At 64.5% G+C, this 18,277-nt stretch carries 17 protein-coding genes; 4 read left to right on the top strand and 13 right to left on the bottom strand.

The genetic code is table 11. From position 1 onward, the window contains the following. Nucleotides 1-132: 132 nt before the first annotated feature. The 10 genes from ACT89O_RS20625 to ACT89O_RS20580 all read right to left on the bottom strand — a co-directional run bounded on the left by ACT89O_RS20625 (nucleotide 133) and on the right by ACT89O_RS20580 (nucleotide 10,052). On the bottom strand, nucleotides 133-324 hold the full coding sequence (locus tag ACT89O_RS20625; RefSeq protein ID WP_121421177.1) for a YgaP family membrane protein: 192 nt from the start codon (nucleotides 322-324) through the stop codon (nucleotides 133-135). Nucleotides 325-408: 84 nt separating this feature from the next. Further along, nucleotides 409-789 carry a rhodanese-like domain-containing protein gene (locus ACT89O_RS20620; RefSeq protein ID WP_228896146.1) on the bottom strand — a complete coding sequence of 127 codons (381 nt, stop codon included), beginning with the start codon at nucleotides 787-789 and terminating at the stop codon, nucleotides 409-411. Nucleotides 790-834: 45 nt separating this feature from the next. Then, nucleotides 835-1,281 carry an OsmC family protein gene (locus ACT89O_RS20615; protein WP_487261042.1) on the bottom strand — a complete coding sequence of 149 codons (447 nt, stop codon included), beginning with the start codon at nucleotides 1,279-1,281 and terminating at the stop codon, nucleotides 835-837. Between the two features lie 42 nt (nucleotides 1,282-1,323). Next, nucleotides 1,324-2,184, bottom strand: a complete 861-nt coding sequence (locus tag ACT89O_RS20610) for an MBL fold metallo-hydrolase (RefSeq protein ID WP_487261041.1) — start codon at nucleotides 2,182-2,184, stop codon at nucleotides 1,324-1,326. Nucleotides 2,185-2,253: 69 nt separating this feature from the next. Beyond that, a complete protein-coding gene (locus ACT89O_RS20605) occupies nucleotides 2,254-2,598 on the bottom strand; it encodes a rhodanese-like domain-containing protein (RefSeq protein ID WP_487261040.1) in 345 nt (114 codons plus the stop codon). Further along, a complete protein-coding gene (locus ACT89O_RS20600) occupies nucleotides 2,595-4,004 on the bottom strand; it encodes a TolC family protein (protein ID WP_487261039.1) in 1,410 nt (469 codons plus the stop codon). The genes ACT89O_RS20605 and ACT89O_RS20600 overlap by 4 nt, the downstream gene beginning before the upstream one ends. A 13-nt stretch (nucleotides 4,005-4,017) precedes the next feature. Next, nucleotides 4,018-4,227 carry a YgaP family membrane protein gene (locus ACT89O_RS20595; RefSeq protein ID WP_487257336.1) on the bottom strand — a complete coding sequence of 70 codons (210 nt, stop codon included), beginning with the start codon at nucleotides 4,225-4,227 and terminating at the stop codon, nucleotides 4,018-4,020. 55 nt (nucleotides 4,228-4,282) lie between these two features. Beyond that, complete coding sequence (locus ACT89O_RS20590) at nucleotides 4,283-5,569, bottom strand: NAD(P)/FAD-dependent oxidoreductase (RefSeq protein WP_487261038.1); 1,287 nt, start codon at nucleotides 5,567-5,569, stop codon at nucleotides 4,283-4,285. 63 nt (nucleotides 5,570-5,632) lie between these two features. Further along, nucleotides 5,633-8,980 (bottom strand): efflux RND transporter permease subunit, encoded by a 3,348-nt coding sequence (locus tag ACT89O_RS20585; RefSeq protein WP_487261037.1) that lies wholly within the window; start codon nucleotides 8,978-8,980, stop codon nucleotides 5,633-5,635. 1 nt (nucleotide 8,981) lies between these two features. Beyond that, entirely contained in the window at nucleotides 8,982-10,052 is a 1,071-nt protein-coding gene (locus tag ACT89O_RS20580; RefSeq protein WP_487261036.1) for an efflux RND transporter periplasmic adaptor subunit, read from the bottom strand. 96 nt (nucleotides 10,053-10,148) lie between these two features. Between ACT89O_RS20580 and ACT89O_RS20575 the strand changes: the two genes are divergently transcribed. Next, nucleotides 10,149-10,487 carry an ArsR/SmtB family transcription factor gene (locus ACT89O_RS20575; protein WP_055395322.1) on the top strand — a complete coding sequence of 113 codons (339 nt, stop codon included), beginning with the start codon at nucleotides 10,149-10,151 and terminating at the stop codon, nucleotides 10,485-10,487. Between the two features lie 49 nt (nucleotides 10,488-10,536). On the opposite strand, the gene ACT89O_RS20570 is transcribed toward ACT89O_RS20575, so the two are convergent. Beyond that, nucleotides 10,537-11,043, bottom strand: coding sequence for a flavodoxin family protein (locus tag ACT89O_RS20570; RefSeq protein WP_487261035.1), 507 nt, complete (start codon nucleotides 11,041-11,043; stop codon nucleotides 10,537-10,539). Nucleotides 11,044-11,248: 205 nt separating this feature from the next. Here ACT89O_RS20570 and ACT89O_RS20565 point away from each other — a divergent pair, with 205 nt between their 5' ends. After that, nucleotides 11,249-12,835, top strand: a complete 1,587-nt coding sequence (locus ACT89O_RS20565) for a methyl-accepting chemotaxis protein (RefSeq protein ID WP_487261034.1) — start codon at nucleotides 11,249-11,251, stop codon at nucleotides 12,833-12,835. A 3-nt stretch (nucleotides 12,836-12,838) separates the two neighbouring features. Here the strand turns inward: ACT89O_RS20565 and ACT89O_RS20560 are convergent, their stop codons facing one another. Then, entirely contained in the window at nucleotides 12,839-14,809 is a 1,971-nt protein-coding gene (locus ACT89O_RS20560) for a sigma-54-dependent Fis family transcriptional regulator (RefSeq protein ID WP_487261033.1), read from the bottom strand. Between the two features lie 310 nt (nucleotides 14,810-15,119). On the opposite strand from ACT89O_RS20560, the gene exaC reads away from it, so the two are divergent. Further along, entirely contained in the window at nucleotides 15,120-16,643 is a 1,524-nt protein-coding gene (gene exaC / locus ACT89O_RS20555) for an acetaldehyde dehydrogenase ExaC (RefSeq protein WP_487261032.1), read from the top strand. Nucleotides 16,644-16,813: 170 nt separating this feature from the next. After that, the gene (locus ACT89O_RS20550) at nucleotides 16,814-17,191 is read left to right on the top strand and encodes a DUF779 domain-containing protein (protein ID WP_055395315.1); all 378 of its coding nucleotides are present in this window, start codon (nucleotides 16,814-16,816) and stop codon (nucleotides 17,189-17,191) included. A gap of 18 nt (nucleotides 17,192-17,209) precedes the next feature. On the opposite strand, the gene ACT89O_RS20545 is transcribed toward ACT89O_RS20550, so the two are convergent. Then, a complete protein-coding gene (locus ACT89O_RS20545; RefSeq protein ID WP_487261031.1) occupies nucleotides 17,210-18,235 on the bottom strand; it encodes an SDR family oxidoreductase in 1,026 nt (341 codons plus the stop codon). Nucleotides 18,236-18,277: the final 42 nt, after the last annotated feature.

Below are 18,277 nucleotides of genomic sequence, written 5' to 3'. Positions count from 1 at the left end.
TCCGGCTTGAGATGTGTGGGGCCAAATTGTCGAAGCGTCTGTTCACGATCTCCGGCTAGAACGTAGACAAGTGCTCAGTGCTGCACGTACGGGAAATGCCTGAACCGCACGCGCAGCGTTTGCCGCGTCGGGCTACTTTTTCAAGGGGCAGGTGTTGATGCCCAGCAGTGTGTAGGCGGGGCAGAAGCGGAACAGGCCGGTGGCCAAGGGGACAACGCCCAACCAGCCCCACCATCCCACAGTGTTGGTGGCGGCCAAGGCAATCAGCACCAAGCCTGCCACGATGCGCAGCACGCGATCAATGGTTCCAACGTTGACGTTCATGACAATTCCTTTGGGTTACGCATGGGCCCCGGGGGCGGGACCTTTCTTGCACAGGAGGTGGCGCATGGCTGATGCACTACCGGATCAGTCGAAAGACGGTGGCTCGGGAGACGCCACGGGTTTGCCCGCCGCAGCCCAGGCGTCAAAGCCGCCTGCGATGGACTGCACCTGCAGGTAGCCCATGTCGCGCATGGCGCAGGCTGCCAAGGCGGCCCTCCCGCTGGTCTTGCAGTACAGCACCACCTTCAGATCGCGCGAGGTGAGTGCAGGCGTGCTGCTGAGCTTGAACTCCAGCACGCCGCGCGAGGCGTGGATGGCACCGGGTATGTGTCCGGCCTGGTACTCATCGGCCTCACGCACGTCGATGAGCACATCGGCCAGTCGGATGGCTTCATCGGCTTGGTCGATGGGGACTTCATGGACCTGGGCTTTCGCCGCAGCCACGAGATCGTGGGCTGTTTTCATCGGGTGTTTCCTTTAGTACGGTGTGACGGTGGATATGCCGTGGTGTCATTTGAGGACGGCGTTGTTGGCGTCCAGCACTTTCAGCACGATGGGAATGCCCTGCCCCACGCTCTGGGTTACCGTGCAATAGCTTTCGAACTGGCCCAGCACGCGGTCCAGGTGTTCCAGTTGTGTGGCAGGTACGCCCAGTTGCAAGGTGGCGTCCATGCGCAGCACACGCAGGCGTCCCTCTGGGTTGCGGCCCACCTGGGCCACCACGGTGGCGCGCAAGGGCTCCGGTGACTGTTTGAATTTGCGCAGCGCAAACAGCAGGGAGTCACTCAGGCAGTTGCCCACCGCTGCGCAAAGCAGCTGCACCGGCGATGGGCCCTTGCCCGAGCCCAACGGGGCGGGTTCATCGCCGATCAGGCGGGGGACGGTGCCGCCAAAATGGATGTCAAAGCGGTAGTCCTTTTGCTGGACCAGCTCAACGGTGACTTGTTCGTTGCTCATGGAAATCTCCGGGATCTTCTGAGGGGGCTCGTGGATAGCGTGTCACAGCGCGTTCACGGGAATCTTGAGATAGGTCATGCCGTTGTCTTCTGCCGGGGGCATCGCCCCGGCCCTGATGTTGACCTGCACCGACGGCAGGATGAGAACGGGCATGTCCAGCGTTGCATCGCGCCGGGTGCGCAGTTCGACGAATGCCGCTTCGGTCATGCCGTCGTGCACATGGATGTTGTGGGCGCGCTGATCGGCGACCGTGGTCTGCCAGGCCGGGGTGCGCTCCGCGGGGGGGTAGTCGTGGCACATGAAAAGGCGGGTCTGTGCGGGCAGGCTGAGCAGCTTGCGCACCGACTGGTACAGCGTGTGCGCATTGCCACCCGGGAAGTCGCAGCGCGCGGTGCCAACGTCGGGCATGAACAGGGTGTCGCCCACCAACACGGCGTCTGCAATCTGGTACGCCATGCACGCAGGGGTGTGGCCCGGCACGGCCAGCGCCTTGGCTTCGAGCTGGCCAATAGAAAACACTTCTTCGTCGTGCAGCAGGTGGTCGAACTGACTGCCATCCGGGTGGAACTCTGGCTCCAGGTGGAAGATGGCTTTGAACACCTCTTGCACCTGGGTGATGGCGGCTCCGATGGCGATTTTTCCTCCCAGCTTGCTGCGAAGGTAGTGCGCGGCGGACAGGTGGTCGGCATGGGCATGGGTTTCCAGAATCCATTGCACGGTCAACCCCTTGCTCTGGACGAAAGCTACCAGGCGATCCGCAGAATGCGTGCGGGTGCGGCCTGATTTTGCGTCGTAGTCCAGCACCGAATCCACCAGTGCGCAGTGGCCCCCGGGTTCGTCAAACACCACGTAGCTCACGGTCCAGGTCGCGTCGTCAAAGAAGGCTTCTATCTGGGGCTTCACGGGGGTCTCCTGTTGCAGGTTCGATGGACACAATGCTCCGAGTGTGGCGGTGGCAAGCGCGTGATCCCATCAGTCGCGTTCGATGGGGCGGCCCAGCTGCAGGGCCACGCTGCTCACACCGCCGCCATTGGACACCTGGCTATAGCCTTGCGTGCGCAACCACTGGACTGCCATGCCCGAGCGAGCGCCCGAAAGGCAGCAAAGCACCATCGGTTGGTCGCGGTGCGGCAGCGCTGCATCGGCTTGCTGGGCCAGGCTGTCCAGCGGCAGGTTGATGGAGCCAGCCACATGGCCTGCTGCGAATTCGCCGGGCGAACGGACATCGACGACCAGGGGAAGCGAGGGGGCGGGGTGGGGGTTCATGGCGCTGGCGGGGTGAGGGTGTGGGATGAGGGCATGGTTGGAGGTGTTCAAGGTGTGGGCGGGGCCAGCATGTGCGCTGTGTCGGTGGCCGCTTGCAACGCGGCCTCATCCAGTTGGCCCGCCAACGCCATCAGCTGCAGGCGTTCTTGCGCCATGCGGGTCTGGTGCCCCAGCAGGTTGGATTGCGACTGCATGGCGTCATTGTGTGCCTGCAGCAAATCCAGTGTGGTGCGGTCGCCCACCTGGCGACCCAGTTGGGTCGCCTGCAGCCGAACCTGGGCCGCCCTGAGCGCCGACTCCAGGGCTTGGGTCCGGGCGGTCCCGGCCTGCAGGTGCAGCCAACTGGTGCGTACCTGCTGGGCGACGGCAAGCCGGGCGCTGTCGAGGTCGGCCTGGGCCTTGTCTTGAAGGCGCAGCAGTTCCTGATGGCGCGCATCAAGTTGGCCACCGGTGTACAGCGGCACCTGGATCTGCACACCCACCATGTACTGGCGTGCGGAGTTACTGGCAGAGCCCCACCGGCCTGATCCTGACAGGTGGTCGCCACCGGCCTGGGCCACCAGGTCCACCTTGGTGCTGGCAAAACGCGCCGCCTTGGTTGCCTCTTGCCCGGCCAGTGCGAGGGCCTGCGCCTGGGTGCGCACCTGGAGGTTGTCCTGCGCGGCGAGATTCAGCCAGTGAGGCAGGGGTGCGAGGGGTTTGCCATCGCGCAAGGCGGTGGTTTCTTTGCCCGACGAGGCTGGCAGGTGCAGGGGGGGCAGTTGCGCAGGACTCCAGCCTGTGGTCTGGGCCAGAGCCTGGCGCGCAATCTGCATCTCAACATCGGCTGCTTGCACCAGTGCAGCGTTGGCCTGCGCGCGCGCCTCGGCTTCGCGCACATCCGTGATCGGCGAGTCCCCCAATGCAAAGCGGTCCTGCGCCTCTTTGAGAGCCTGATCGGTTGCCTCCTGCTGGCGCAGTAGCAACGCGCGCTGCTGCTGCGCCAGCACGGCCGAGAAGTATTGCTGGGCCGTTCGCAGCATCAGCTGTTGCTGCACCGAGGCGGCCTGCAGTTCTGCCAGATCGGCGGACAGCAGCAGCTGGCGCCCCTGTGCGCTGCGCTCGGGGTTGTACAGCGGCATGCGCGCCTCCACACCCCAGCGTGTACCCGGGCCGCTGCGGACCGAGGTGTCAAAACCCACCCCAGAGGTCTGTGGTGTCCCTGGCATGGAAAACGCGGCCCCCTGGGCGGAGGTCTGTGAGCCCATCGCGCCTGCCGCAGCCTGGGCCGTCACAGAGGGGTTCCACAAGCGGCTAGCCTGCACGCGGCGGGCCTCGCCTGCGGCGCGTGTGGCCGTCGCTGCTGCCATGTCCGGGTGTTGCTGCCGTGCGGCCAGCCAAGCCTCGTGCAAATCTGCCGCCTGGGCTGCACCCATGCCGCAGGCCAGCAAGGCAGCGGTCAGGAGGAGTTTGCGCATGGCGTGGTCCTCCTCAGCAGCCTGGGCGCACGCCCAGCTTGCGCAAGATGGTCTCCATCAGGCACCACTTGGTGAGCCCGCTCTGCAGCAGGTTCGCGCCCACAAACGCCGTGAAGGCCAGCCACCACTGGCTGGCAAAAACAGGGCTGCCGGGAATGCCCAACGCCAGAGAAAGCAGAATGAAGGTGCCTGCGACCAAACGAACGATTTGCCAGGTTGTCATGATGAACTCCTTGTTAAGAAACGATAGAAACTGGGGGGGCTTGGTCACGCGCCGGTCAATGGGGCTTTTGCTCGTGCAAGCGGGTGATGCCCAGGAGCTTGAGCACGTACTTCTCGTAGATGGGCTCGGAATTGCCCGACTTCATCTTGTTCAGGAAGTACTTCTCGAAAGCAATCTTGCCCAGGTGCACCCATTTGCCCTTCTTGAACCAGTTGACGTTGCGCGGCGGCATCTGTGGCAGTGCGACAAACGCCGCGCCGGTGTCCCCCATGTCGGCCAGGCAGATGGCGTTCCATGTGGCGGTGGCAGTGGCGGGCTGGCCCGCAATGTCGGCGGCAATGTTGTGCACGATGGCCGAGACCATGGTCTCGATCATGTAGCCCGTCTTGGGTGCGCCGGTGGGCACGGGTGTCACCTCGACGGGCGGAATCGCAACGCAGACCCCGGCCGAGAAGATGTGGGGGTAGGCCTTGCTGCGCTGGTGCTCGTCGATCAACACGAACCCGCGCGGGTTGCACAGCCCGGGTACGGACGCCACGGCATCGACCCCTTTGAAGGCAGGCAGCATCATCGACAGCTTGAAGTCCAGCTCGTGCTGCTGGTGCACCTGGCCCTTGTCGTCCAGCTGCTCGACAAACATCTTGCCCGCTTCAACCCGCGTGGTGCGCGCGTTGTGGATCCACTTGATGTCCTGGCTGCGCAGCTCGCTCTCCAGCATGCTCTTACTGTCGCCCACGCCGCCCAGGCCCAGGTGGCCGATGTAGGGCTCGCTGGTGACAAAGGTGATCGGCACCTTGTGGCGCAGCTTGCGCTTGCGCAGGTCCGCTGCAACGATGAATGCGAACTCGTAGGCCGGGCCAAAACAGCTCGCGCCCGGCATGGCGCCAATGACGACGGGGCCGGGGGCTTCCAGAAACTTCTGGTAGTCGCGCCAGAAGTGTTCCGCGTGGTCCACGGAGCACACCGAATGTGTGTGCCCGTTCAGAGGGCCAGAACCAGGCACCTCTTCAAAGGCCAGCCGGGGGCCGGTGGTGATCACGAGGTAGTCATAGGCCACCGTGCTTCCATCTTCTAGCATGACGGTTTTGCCCGGAGCATCGATGGATTTCACCGGTTGGGCGATGAAATCAATGCCCTTGCGTTCCAGCAAAGGGCGGATCTGCAGGACGATGTCATCGCGCTTTCGCCAGCCCACGGCGATCCAGGGGTTGGAGGGCACGAACTGGAAGTAGTCCACCGCGCTGATCACCGTGATCCGATCCTCGCGTGGCAGCTTGCTGCGCATTTCGTACGCAGCCGGCATGCCCCCGATACCCGCTCCAATAATCACTACATGTGCCATGGTTGTCTCCTGTGGTTGAAGGATGGTTGCCCGATCGTTCGTTCAGTGCGTTCGGTGCGCTGTTCACTGCGCTCCGTGGTGAACGGCAGCCTCTGAGGGGCTGTTGTCAGGTGGGTTGGCGGGACCGGCACCGTTGGTGCCGCTGCCCGCGCTGCGGTCCCGGTACGCTGCGTAGTACAGGGTGGGAATCACCACGAGCGTGAGCACGGTGGAAACAAAGATGCCGAAGATCAGTGAAATGGCCAGGCCATTGAAAATCGGGTCGTCCAGGATGAAGAACGCGCCGATCATGGCCGCCAGCCCCGTCAGCACGATGGGCTGCGCACGGGTGATGGCCGAGTGGACGATGGCCGTCTTCAGGGGTACGCCCTCGCGCACCTGCAGGTTGATGAAGTCCACCAGCAGGATGGAGTTGCGCACGATGATGCCCGCCAGCGCAATCATCCCGATCATGCTGGTGGCCGTGTACTGCGCGCCCAGCAGGGCGTGGCCGGGCATCACCCCGATGATGGTGAGCGGAATCGGCGCCATGATGATGAGCGGCGTGAGGTAGGAGCCAAACTGCGCCACTACCAGCAGGTAGATCAGGATGAGGCCCACCGCGTAGGCAGCGCCCATGTCGCGGAAGGTCTCAAACGTGATCTGCCACTCGCCATCCCATTTGATGGCGTAGCCCCGCAGGGCATCCGCAGGCTGCCGCACGAAGTATTCCTGCACCGATCCGCCGTCAGGCGCCACGATGCGGGCAATCGCGCTGCGCGCCTGGAACATGCCGTACAGCGGGCTGTCCACACGGCCCGCCATGTCCGCCACCACGAAATTCACCGGCAACAGGTCCTTGTGATACACAGGCTGTTCGCGCAGGGTGTCGCTCACCGTGACCAGCTCGCGGATGGGGACCAACTGGCCTTGAGAACCCCGGACCGTCAGGCGCAACAGTGCCTCCAGGTCGCCGTGGCTTTCTGCGGGCAATTGCAAAAGCACGGGCGCCGGGTATTTGCTGGCGTCGCGCAGCCAGGTGGTGGCTTCGCCGCTCAGCCCCGCATGCAGCGTGCTCACGATGGCCTGCTGGGGAATGCCCAGCAGGGCCGCCTTGCGCCGGTCCACGATGAGCAGCTTGCGAGGGGCGTCGGCAATGCTGCTGTCGTCGGCGTCCACAATGCCTTCGGTAGCGGCCAGCGCGGCGCGCACAGCACGCGCCACTTCGCGCCTGCCATCGGCCTCGGGGCCATACACCTCGGCCACGATGGGCGATAGCACAGGCGGGCCGGGAGGCACTTCCACCACCTTCACATTGGCGCCATGGCGCTTGCCGATCTCTTGCAAGGCGGGGCGCACCCGCATGGCAATGGCGTGGCTTTGGTCCTTGCGGTGTTGCTTGTCCACCAGATTGACCTGGATGTCACCGACCTCGCCCCCCGTGCGCAGGTAGTACTGGCGCACTAGGCCGTTGAAGTTGATGGGGCCAGACAGGCCTGCGTAGGCCTGGTAGTCGGTCACCTCGGGCACGGTGGCCAGGTGTGCGCCCAGCTCGTGCAGCACGGCGGCGGTGTGCTCAACTGGCGTACCCGCAGGCATGTCCACCACCACCTGGAACTCGGACTTGTTGTCGAACGGCAGCATTTTGAGCTGCACCCATCCGAGCACCGGCAAAGCGACCGACAAGGCAATGAGTGCTGCCACGCCCAGCCCCAGCCAGCGGCGATTGCGCCGGCCTTGGGTGTCATCCAGCAAGGGGCTGAAAACCCGCTCGAAGGTGGGCGCGATGCGAGCGCTGAGCCCACTGTGCACCGGGCTGGAATGCCCTGATGGATGGCCAGTGTGCTCCTTCATCCACAGCCGGGCCAGCCAGGGGGTGATGACGAACGCCACGGCCAGCGACAGCAGCATGCCCATGCTGGCGTTGATGGGGATGGGGCTCATGTAGGGGCCCATGAGGCCGCTCACAAACGCCATGGGCAGCAGGGCGGCAATCACGGTGAATGTGGCCAGAATGGTGGGGCCACCCACCTCGTCCACCGCGTGCGGGATGATGTCCTTGAGGCTGCGGCCGGGGTGCAGCAGCTGGTGGCGGTGGATGTTCTCCACCACCACAATGGCGTCGTCCACCAGGATGCCGATCGAGAAAATCAGCGCAAACAGCGATACCCGGTTGAGGGTGAAGCCCCAAGCCCAGGACGCAAACAACGTCACCGTGAGCGTCAGCACCACGGCCACGCCCACGATGGCGGCCTCGCGGCGGCCCAGGGCCAGGAAGACGAGTGCCACCACCGACGCTGTGGCGAACAGCAGCTTCTGGATGAGCTTTTGGGCCTTGTCGTTGGCGGTGGCGCCGTAGTTGCGGGTTTCCGTCACCTCCACGCCGTCGGGAATCACGGTGTTGTGCAGTTGTTCGACCCGCTGCATCACCGCATTGGCGACGTCGATGGCGTTCTCTCCCGCCTTCTTGGTCACCGTGAGGGTCACGGCCGGGTATTCGTCCACGGCGCTCTGCGGGGCTTCGCCGCTGGTACTGGCGGTGCTGGCGGTGCGCCGTGGAACCCCATGCCAGACGTAGCGGCTGGCGGGCAAGGCACCGTCCTGAACATCGGCCACATCTTTCAGGAACACCGGCTTGCCCGAGCGCACGCCCACCATTAGGTCGGCCACCTCATCGGCGCGCGCCAGAACGGGGCCGCTGTCCAGCTGAATGGTTCGGTCGCCGCCCAGCAGCTCGCCCACGGGTAGCCCCATGTTGGCCGACTGCAAGGCGCGGCGCAGGTCGTCCACCGTGGTGCCAGTGGCGGCCATGCGGTTGGGGTCCATGCGCACCAGCACGGCGCGGCCTGGGCCGCCCAGGGTCTGCACCTCGCGCGTGCCGGGCACGCGCTTGATCTCGGCCTCCAGGCTGTGGGCCACTCGCTCCAGCGCAAAGGCTCCGGAGGTTTCGTCGCGGCTGTGCAGGGTGAGCGTCACCACGGGCACGTCGTCGATGCCCTTGGGCTTGATGATCGGGTCCATGGCCCCCAGCCCCTTGGGCAGCCAGTCGGCATTGCTGCGCAAGGTGTCGTGCAGGCGCACCAGCGCCTCGGTGCGTGGCACGCCCACCTTGAACTGCACCGTCATCACCGCCATGCCGGGCCGCGACACCGAGGTCACGTGCTCCGTGCCCTGCATCTGCGACAGCACCTGTTCGGCGGGCGTCGCAATCATTTGCTCCACATCTGCCACGGAGGCACCGGGGAACGGCACGATGACATTGGCCATGGTGACGTCGATTTGGGGCTCTTCCTCGCGGGGGGTGACCAGCACGGCAAACACGCCGAGCAAAAAGGCCACAACGGCCAGCAAGGGCGTGATTTGCGCACCCTGAAACAAGGCGGCGATGCGCCCGGAGATTCCGAGCGGAGAAGGGTTTTGGGGGGTGCTCATGTCAGCGCACCTTGGCAGCAGCTTGGGGCTGGAGTGCAATGCGGTCGCCTGCGCGCACGCCGCTCAACACCTCCACCATGTCGCCAGCGGGCCGCCCCAGGCGCACCTGCCGCAGCAGCGGTCGGCCCTGGCCGTCCAGCACGTAGACGCCCGTCATTTCCGCGCGCCGCACCACCACACTGGCGGGTACCAGCAGCGGGCCCACGGCAGCGGCTGTCGGTGAGGTAGTGCCCTTGCCAGCGTCCAGCCACAAGCGGGCGAACATGCCGGGTGCCACGCCCACCACGCTGGTTGGCAGCTCTACGCGCACCTGCACCGTGTGGCTTTGTGCATCCACGGTGGGCAGCACCTGCACTTTGGATGCCGGGACCGCGATGCGCGAAGCGGAGACCCCCGGAATGTCCACCTGCAGCTCGCCAGTGCCTCCATCGCGCAGCGTGGCGGCCTGTTGCTGCCCGACATGGGCGGTAACGCGCATCAGCGAAGGGTCGTACACGGTCAGCAGGGGTTTGCCCGGCATGGCCATGTCGCCCAGGGTGGCGGGCACATGGCCCACCACGCCCGCAAAAGGCGCCTTGATGACGTAGAAGCCCGATTGCGTGGTGGCCGCACCTGCCTGCGCCAGCAGGGCCTGCACCTGCGACTGGCTGGCGCGCCACTGGGCCTCTGCCCGGTCCAGCGCGGCCTGGCTGATGTACTGCTTCTGGAACAGCTGCTTTTGGCGCTCGTATTCCTTGGTCGCGACGTTTTGGGCGGCGCGCGCGGCGTCCACCTGGGCCGCGCTGGCAGCGGCGTTCTGTTGCGCTGCGCGCGCATCAATGCGTGCCAGCTCCTGGCCCGCCGTAACGCGGTCGCCCGCCTTGGCAGAGAGGCTGATCACCGCACCCTGTACCTGGGCGGAGAGGGTGGCGTCCCGCACGGCCTCGACCTGGGCGTCCACACTGCTCGCCAGCTGGGCGGCAGCGGGCTTGACGGTAAAGGTGGCGACCGGCTGCGCAGCGGTGTCGCCGGCCGCCCAGGCGCCGGACACGGCCAGGGAAAGCGCTGCGGTCAACAGGGTCAGGGACTTCATGGCGGCTCCAGGGAATTTTTGTGAGATTGATTATTTAACTAATCAGCTAATTAGTCAATAATGTATCATGTGTTCCCAATGCACGGAGATCCCGCGATGAAAGAAATGCCCCCCGAAGCCCTTGAGCAGGTCGCTGCCTACTTCCAGGTTCTTGCCGAACCCACGCGGCTGCGCATCCTCAATTTGCTGCGGGACGGAGAGAAAAACGTGGGAGACCTGGCGCAACAATGTGGCTACACGGCGGCCAATGTCTCCAGGCATCTGTCGTTGATGACCAAACACGGCCTTGTGGCCCGCGAGGGGCGCGGGACCAGCGTGTACTACCGGCTGACCGATGAGTCGGTCGATGCCTTGTGTGATCTGGTCTGCGGCAATATTGCACGCCAGCTGGAGCGGGACTCGGCGGCGCGTGCTGCGTTTCAGGTGGTGCGCTGAGCCGTTTCAGTGGACTAACTCACCAGATTTCTGGGCGCAGTGGCCCGCCCTAAAAAACGCCCAGCGCCAAACCCTGCGCCATCGCTTCGCCCAAGTATCGGCAGCGTTCCAGTTCATCGCTGCAGATGCTCTTCCTGGCCAGAATCGCTTCTGGCGTCTGCGCGTGGGTGCAGACAATGAGGGGCTCTGCGATGGCCCGCAGGCGCCAGCCGGTCGCAATGCGTTCCATCTGCCGGGCCGCGTTGTGCCCATCGCTGCCCGCGCAGACCAGGCATGCATAGGGGCGGCCATTGACGTGGTCGAGCACGGCGTAGTAGCTGCGGTCAAAAAAATCCTTGAGTTGTCCGCTGATGGCTGCAAGGTTTTCCGGGGTGGCAAAAATGAACCCGTCCGCGCCCAGCACGTCTGCGGCGCCAGCCTGTGCGGCATGCAGCAGTCGCACTTGAACGGCCCCATCCTTGTCGGAGCAAGCGCCTGCCCGTGCGGCATCTGCCATCTGGCGCGTGCCGTCCGTCATCGAGTGGTAAACGATCAACAAGGTCTTGCGGGGGCTCATGGGTAAAGCATAGCCCCTCGCCCTGTGACTCCTGAAGACCCGCTTGCCGCCATGCAGGGGCGGCCCCATTGACCCGCATTCGAGAAGCGCGTTCAATCCGCCGAGATGCCCGGTTGGTTGCAAATTGTCGCAATTGGTACGAAGCCCAGGGGGCAGTGCTAGAGCGCCGCCGCAACGCAGATTTCTTCCTTGCAGAGGTGACACCATGAGCATTGCCAGACGTCTTCATGCCATTTCCTTCCTGCTGATTGCAGGACTGGCCGGGATCGCCGTACTGGCCTGGATCTATCTGGGTGAGGTCAATCACCAGACCGAACTGGTGGCTCGGGAAGAGGTGCCGCGCCAGCTTCAGGCCAGTGCCATGGAGTTGAACGTCACGCGGGTTTCCTTGCAGGTTCGCCATGCCATCCTGGTCCGCACACCCGAAGACCTGGCCGCCACGCTCGCAGATATCGGCGAGAAAAGGCGCCTGATTGACAAAGACCTTGCGGGCTTCCAGCAAGCAGTAAATTCGGCATCGGAAAAGGCACTGAGTGCCGAATTGACCCAAGGACTGGAAGCTTTCTGGCGGGTTGCCGAACAGAACCTGCAGTTGATCAAGGAAGGAAAGAAGGAGCCAGCGTTTGACTTCCTGGTCGCGTCCACGATACCTACGCGCAATGTGGTGCTGGCAGTTCTTGCCAAGGAGAAGGAACACCAGTCCAAGCTGCTCGATGCCAGCCTTGCCGAGATTGGGCGGGACGTTAAGCTGACCTTGCGTGCGTTGGTAAGCTCCGTTGTGGTGGTGGCTATCGGGCTGCTGCTGTTTTCGTGGCACATCGGCGCTACCCTCCTGCGCCGGGTTGCCGAGTCACAAGCCGTGGCCGATCGCGTGCGCAATGGCGACCTCACCACGGCGGTGGTGGATGCGTCGCAGGATGAATTCAGCCCCCTGCTGGCAGCGCTGGCCGTGATGCAGGACTCGCTGACCCGCATCGTCAGCCAGGTGCGCAGTGGTTCGGAAACCGTGGCGGCGGCCAGCGCGCAGATATCCATCGGCAACAGCGACCTTTCCACCCGGACGGAGAACCAGGCCAGTGCGCTGGAGCAGACCGCTGCCGCCATGGAGGAACTCAATTCCACGGTGCAAAACAATGCGCAGAATGCACGCCAGGCCAATGCCCTCGCCCAGAGTGCATCCACGGTGGCCAAGCAGGGGGGCGATGTGGTGTCGAAAGTGGTGGACACCATGAGCGGCATCAACGAAAGCTCCAAGAAGATTTCCGAAATCATCGGTGTCATTGACGGGATCGCGTTCCAGACCAACATACTGGCCCTGAATGCGGCCGTGGAGGCTGCCAGGGCGGGTGAGCAGGGACGGGGTTTTGCCGTGGTGGCCTCGGAGGTGCGCAGCCTCGCGGCACGCTCTGCGGAGGCCGCCAAGGAGATCAAAACGCTCATTGCCACGAGTGTCGAGCGGGTTGAGGCTGGCACCGTGCTGGTCGGCACCGCCGGGCAGACCATGAAAGAGGTGGTCTCGTCCATTGAGCGGGTGACGGAGACGGTGGCGCAAATCAGCGCGGCCGGAACCGAGCAAAGCGAAGGGGTGAACCAGGTCAATGTGGCGGTGAACCAGATGGACCAGGCCACCCAGCAAAACGCAGCGCTGGTGGAGGAGATGGCCGCAGCAGCCTCCAGCCTGAGCACCCAGTCGAGGAAGTTGGTGGAAACGGTCGCAACGTTCAAGCTCTCCGGCGTTGCCCAGCCACTGGATTCGGGGCAGCATGCGGGCCAGCGCCTGATGCTGGCCTGAACGTCAGCGCCCTGACAACAAGCCCCGGGCGGAGTGCTGCACATCAGGGGCGGCGAGCCGCTCCTTGCGCAGGGCCAGCTTGCGGTACAGCGTCTGGCGGCTGATGCCCAGGGTGCGCGCTGCGTGGCTCATGTTGCCCCGGCAGCTCTCCAGCGCCTGCTGGATGGCCGATTGGGAGAGTTCATCCAGGTTTTGCGGAGGGCGCTCCGGGGTGGTTGGCGTGGCAAAACGATCCACGTTTTGCAGTTCTTCCAGAAAGTCATCCGACAGGTGGTGCCATTCCACCACCTCCTCGTGCGCGTCCAGCATGGCGCAGGCGGTGCGCAGCACGCTGGCGCACTGGCGCAGATTGCCCGGCCAACGGTATTTTTCCAGCGCTGCCATCAACGAAGGGTCCAGGCGCAGGTGTCGGGCAGGTTCAATGTCCTGGAGCATGCGCTGGCTCAGCGCTTCGAAGTCGGTGCGCTCGCGCAGGGGGGGGAGCTCAACCGCCAGACCGTTGATCCGGTAGTACAGGTCGGTGCGAAACCGGCCCTGCTCCGCCTCTTCGCGGAGCTTGCGGTTGGAGGCACAAATGAGGGCAAAGTCCACGGCCACCGGCTGCGCGCTGCCCAGCGGCACCACCTGCCGCTCCTGCAGCACGCGCAGCAGCCGCGTCTGGAGGGTCAGCGGCATGTCGCCAATCTCATCCAGAAACAGCGTGCCGCCATGGGCTTCGCGCAGCAGGCCCAGGCGCCCCTCCCGACGGCCGCCGGTAAACGCCCCGGGGCTGTAGCCAAACAGCTCGGACTCGATCAGCGACTCGGGCATTGCGGCGCAGTTGATGGCTATAAAGGGGCCGTCGCGGCGCGGGCCACTTTGGTGTGCACTGCGCGCAAACCACTCCTTGCCAACCCCGGATTCGCCCTGGATGAGCAGGGCGATGGGCTTGCCCAGAATGCGCCGCGTTTTGGCGGCAGCCGTGCGCCAGCGGGCATCGCCGGTGTCCAGCTGGGCCAGCGCATCCTCTGGCGGGCGGGCGGGCGGGGATGGCGCCAGGGTCCGCACCGTGCGCTTGTCCGGCACTGGCAGCCCAAAAAGCGGGGCGCCATCGTGCCGCCGCAAGGACAGCGGCGCGTCGGGCCGGCGGTGGTGGCGCGCCAGAAGCTCTTGCAGGCCCACGTTCAGGATCTGGTCCAGTGAGATGCTGCCCAGCTGCGCCACCGAAATGCGCAGCAGCGCCAGCGCACTGCGGTTGCCGCCCACCACCCAGCCGTCTTCCGACACCAGTGCGATGCCTTCGGCCACGGTGCCAATGCCCTCAGGGTGCGTGTGCAGGTGCAGGCGGACATGGCGCTGGCTGCCCGACACCAGCAGCCGGTTTTCGATCATGTGGGCGGCGGTGCTGACCAGCCCCAGCGTGTGGGGGTTGCCCCGGCTGTGTTCGCTGGAGATGTCCAGAATGCCCAGTATCTGTCCGGTGGCAGACAGGATGGGGGCGGCGGCACAGGTCAGAAAGCCGTTGCGCTCCAGAAAATGTTCTGCGCCGTGCACTTCCACGGGCGCCATTTCGGCCAGCGCGGTGCCGATGGCGTTGGTGCCGCGCTGCTTTTCGTGCCACGAGGCGCCGCTGGTCAGGGCCACCCGTTCGGCCTTGCCCAGAAAGTAGGCGTCACCACAGGTGTCCACCAGCGTGCCGCAGGGGCTGGCCAGCACCACCACGCTCTGGCTGTCGCGTACCTGCTCAAACAGGTACTCCATCACGGGGCGCGAATGCGCCAGCAACTCCTGGTGGTGGCCGCGCAACTGCCGCAAGGCCTGATGTTCCAGGTTGTCGGGGTTGCCCAGCCGCCCGGTGGGCAGCAGGCCGCTGTCCAGGCTGCGCTGCCACGACCGTGCCAGGCGCTCGTCCACGAGGCCGATGGGGCATTGGCCTGATTCCAGCAGGTGCTGGCGGGCTTGCCGCAGTGCCACAGATGTGGAAGTGGATCGCATGGTGTTTGTCTCCTGCCCGGGCGTCATGAACGCGCCCTGTTTGAAAGCCAGTATGGCGGTGGCCAGAGGCCAGGGCAATAGCAAGCGCTGAGGGGCCGCTTCAACTGTTCCATTTCGTGACAGGTGTCGCGTTCTGGAGCGGACACCTCAGCGGCCGATGGGTTGTGCATTCTTGCGGACGCGCAAACAAAGCCATAAAAATCAAACACTTAGCAGGTGGGGCAGGTTGGCACGGGTTTTGAGTCATGTCCTCTATCTGGCGGCGCGGTGTGCCGACCAGATGTCCACAAATCCACCGGAGACAGACAACATGACCGTTTACGCAGCCCCCGGCGCCGCTGGCGCCAAGATCGCCTACAAGCCCCAGTACAACAACTTTATCGGCGGCCAATTTGTGCCCCCGGTCAAGGGCCAATACTTCGATGTGATCTCGCCCGTCAACGGCAAGATCTACACCCAGGCCGCCCGCTCCACCGCCGAAGACATCGAGCTGGCGCTGGACGCCGCCCACGCCGCTGCCGACGCCTGGGGCAAGACCGACGCCGCCACGCGCAGCAATATCCTGCTGAAGATTGCCGACCGCATCGAGCAGAACCTGGAGCTGCTGGCCTATGCGGAAACCGTGGACAACGGCAAGGCCATCCGCGAAACGCTGAACGCCGACATCCCACTCACCGTGGACCACTTCCGCTACTTTGCGGGATGCGTGCGTGCGCAGGAAGGCGCCCTCTCCAACATCGACGAGAACACCGTGGCGTACCACATCCAGGAACCACTGGGCGTGGTGGGCCAGATCATTCCGTGGAACTTCCCCATCCTGATGGCGGCGTGGAAAATGGCACCTGCGCTGGGCGCGGGCAACTGCGTGGTGCTCAAGCCTGCAGAGTCCACCCCCATTTCCATACTCATCCTGGCCGAGCTGATTGCCGACCTGCTGCCGCCCGGCGTGCTCAACATCGTCAACGGCTATGGCCGTGAGGCGGGCATGCCGCTGGCCACCAGCAAGCGCATTGCCAAGATCGCCTTCACCGGTTCCACCAGCACCGGCCGCGTGATTGCGCAGGCCGCCGCCAACAACCTGATTCCCGCCACGCTGGAGCTGGGCGGCAAGAGCCCCAACGTGTTCTTCGCCGACATCATGGACAAGGACGATGCCTTCCTCGACAAGTGCGTGGAAGGCCTGGTGCTGTTCGCGTTCAACCAGGGCGAGGTCTGCACCTGCCCCAGCCGAGCGCTGATCCAGGAAAGCATCTACGACAAATTCATGGAGCGTGTCTTGAAGCGCGTGACGGCCATCAAACATGCCAACCCGCTGGACTCCGACAGCATGATGGGCGCGCAGGCTTCCAAGGAGCAGCTCACCAAGATCCTCTCGTACCTGGAACTGGGCAAGGCCGAAGGCGCCGAAGTCCTGGCTGGCGGTGGCCAAGCCCACCTGGGTGGCGACCTGGAAGGCGGCTACTACGTGCAGCCCACGCTGTTCAAGGGCCACAACAAGATGCGCATCTTCCAGGAGGAAATCTTCGGCCCCGTGCTGGCTGTGACCACCTTCAAGGACGAAGCCGAAGCGCTGGCCATTGCCAACGACACGCTGTACGGCCTGGGGGCGGGCGTGTGGAGCCGCAACGGCAATGTGGCCTACCGCATGGGCCGCGCCATCAAGGCCGGGCGGGTGTGGACCAACTGCTACCACGCCTACCCGGCGCACGCGGCGTTTGGCGGCTACAAGGAATCGGGCATTGGGCGCGAGACGCACAAGATGATGCTGGACCATTACCAGCAAACCAAGAATCTTTTGGTTTCGTACTCGGAAAACAAGCTCGGCTTCTTCTGATGGTGGTGGCGGTCCACAGACCGTCCCTGGCGTCGTTGCTCTCCCTTGCCGTAGCGTTGCTACTGTCTGCGGGAGAGACGCCTAGCCAGGAACGGCCTGTGAACCGCTGGTGACGCTGCGGCAGAGTCGTTCTGCGGCAGCTTTTTGCATTGGCGCACCAGGAGATCACCATGGTCGAGAGAGTCATTGCCACCGACGCAGCCCTTGCGCTGATTGCGCAGTTGCAGGCGCAGCATGGCAGCGTCATGTTCCACCAGTCGGGCGGGTGTTGCGACAACAGTGCCGCCAACTGTTACTTGCCCACCGACCTGACCATTGGGGCGGGGGATGTCTTGCTGGGGCATGTGGGCGGCGCGCCGTTCTACATCGGTAAATCGCAGTACGAATACTGGAAGCACACGCAGCTCATTCTGGATGTGATTGACGGGCACGGCGGCACGTTTTCGCTGGAGGGCAGCACCGGCAAGGCTTTCCACACCCGCTCGCGCCTGTTCACGGACGAGGAGTGGGCTGGGATTGAACCGCTGGTCGCCCGCGATCTGGCGTGATGTGAGGCGGTGCTCTCTTCACGCGCCGTCGCCGGCGTTGCCCGTGATCGGCAGCACCGTGCCGGTGATGTAGCTGGAGCAGCACGGCGCTGCAAGAAACACGTAGGCGGGTGAAATCTCCTCGGGCTGCGCCGGGCGGCCCAGGTGGGCCTTTGCACCAAATTTTTCGATGTCGTCTGGCGCCTTGTCCGCTGGGTTGAGCGGGGTCCATACCGGCCCGGGGGCGACAGCGTTCACTCGGATGCCTTGGTCGGCAAGGTTGTGGGCCAGGGCCTTGGTGAACGCATGAATGGCCCCCTTGGTGGCCGAGTAGTCGATCAGTTCCTTGCTGCCGCGCAGCCCGGTGACGGAGCCGGTGTTGATGATCGAGTCACCCCGGTGCAGGTGGGGCAGGGCTGCCTTGGCCATGTGGAAGTAGCCGTAGATATTGGTCTGGAACGTTTCGTCAAAACGCTCGGCCGTCAGTTCTTCCAGGGATGCCGCATGCTCCTGGAATGCCGCGTTGTTGACCAGCACATTGAGCTTGCCAAAAGCGGTGACCACCTGCCGCACGGCATCGGCGCAGTACGCAGCGTCTTTGACGTCGCCGGGGATCAGAATGCACCGGCCGCCTTCGGCTTCCACCAGCTGGCGAGTCTGCTCGGCATCTTCATGTTCCGCCAGGTACGCAATGGCAACGTCCGCGCCCTCGCGGGCAAACAGCACGGCCACCGCGCGGCCAATGCCCGAGTCACCGCCAGTGACCAGGGTAGAGAACCCTTTGAGTTTGTCGCTGCCCCGGTAATGGGCTGCCTCGAACTGGGGCTTGAGTTCCATGTCCGCCTCCAGGCCCGGTTTGGTGAGGTGCTGGTCGGGCAGCGGAGGTGCCGGTTCCGCATGACCCGGCCCCGGTGCCGCTGGACTGCCTTTGCCCTGCGTGGGTCGTGCCTTGCTCTTTGGAGGCTGGTGTGTGTCGTGGCGGTCCTGCTCGGTCTGGATCCGCCTCTGCTTCTGGACCGTTGCATGGACCGCTGTGTCGGAAGGGGGCGTTTTGGATGTGTTCATGGCAGAGGGTGCTGGCTCAATGAATGAAAGAAAAACGAAGCG

The sequence above is a fragment of the Acidovorax sp. NN32 genome (genome assembly GCF_057597245.1).
The sequence above is the reverse complement of the archived record's forward strand: the minus strand, read 5'-3'. Positions and strand labels throughout refer to the sequence as shown.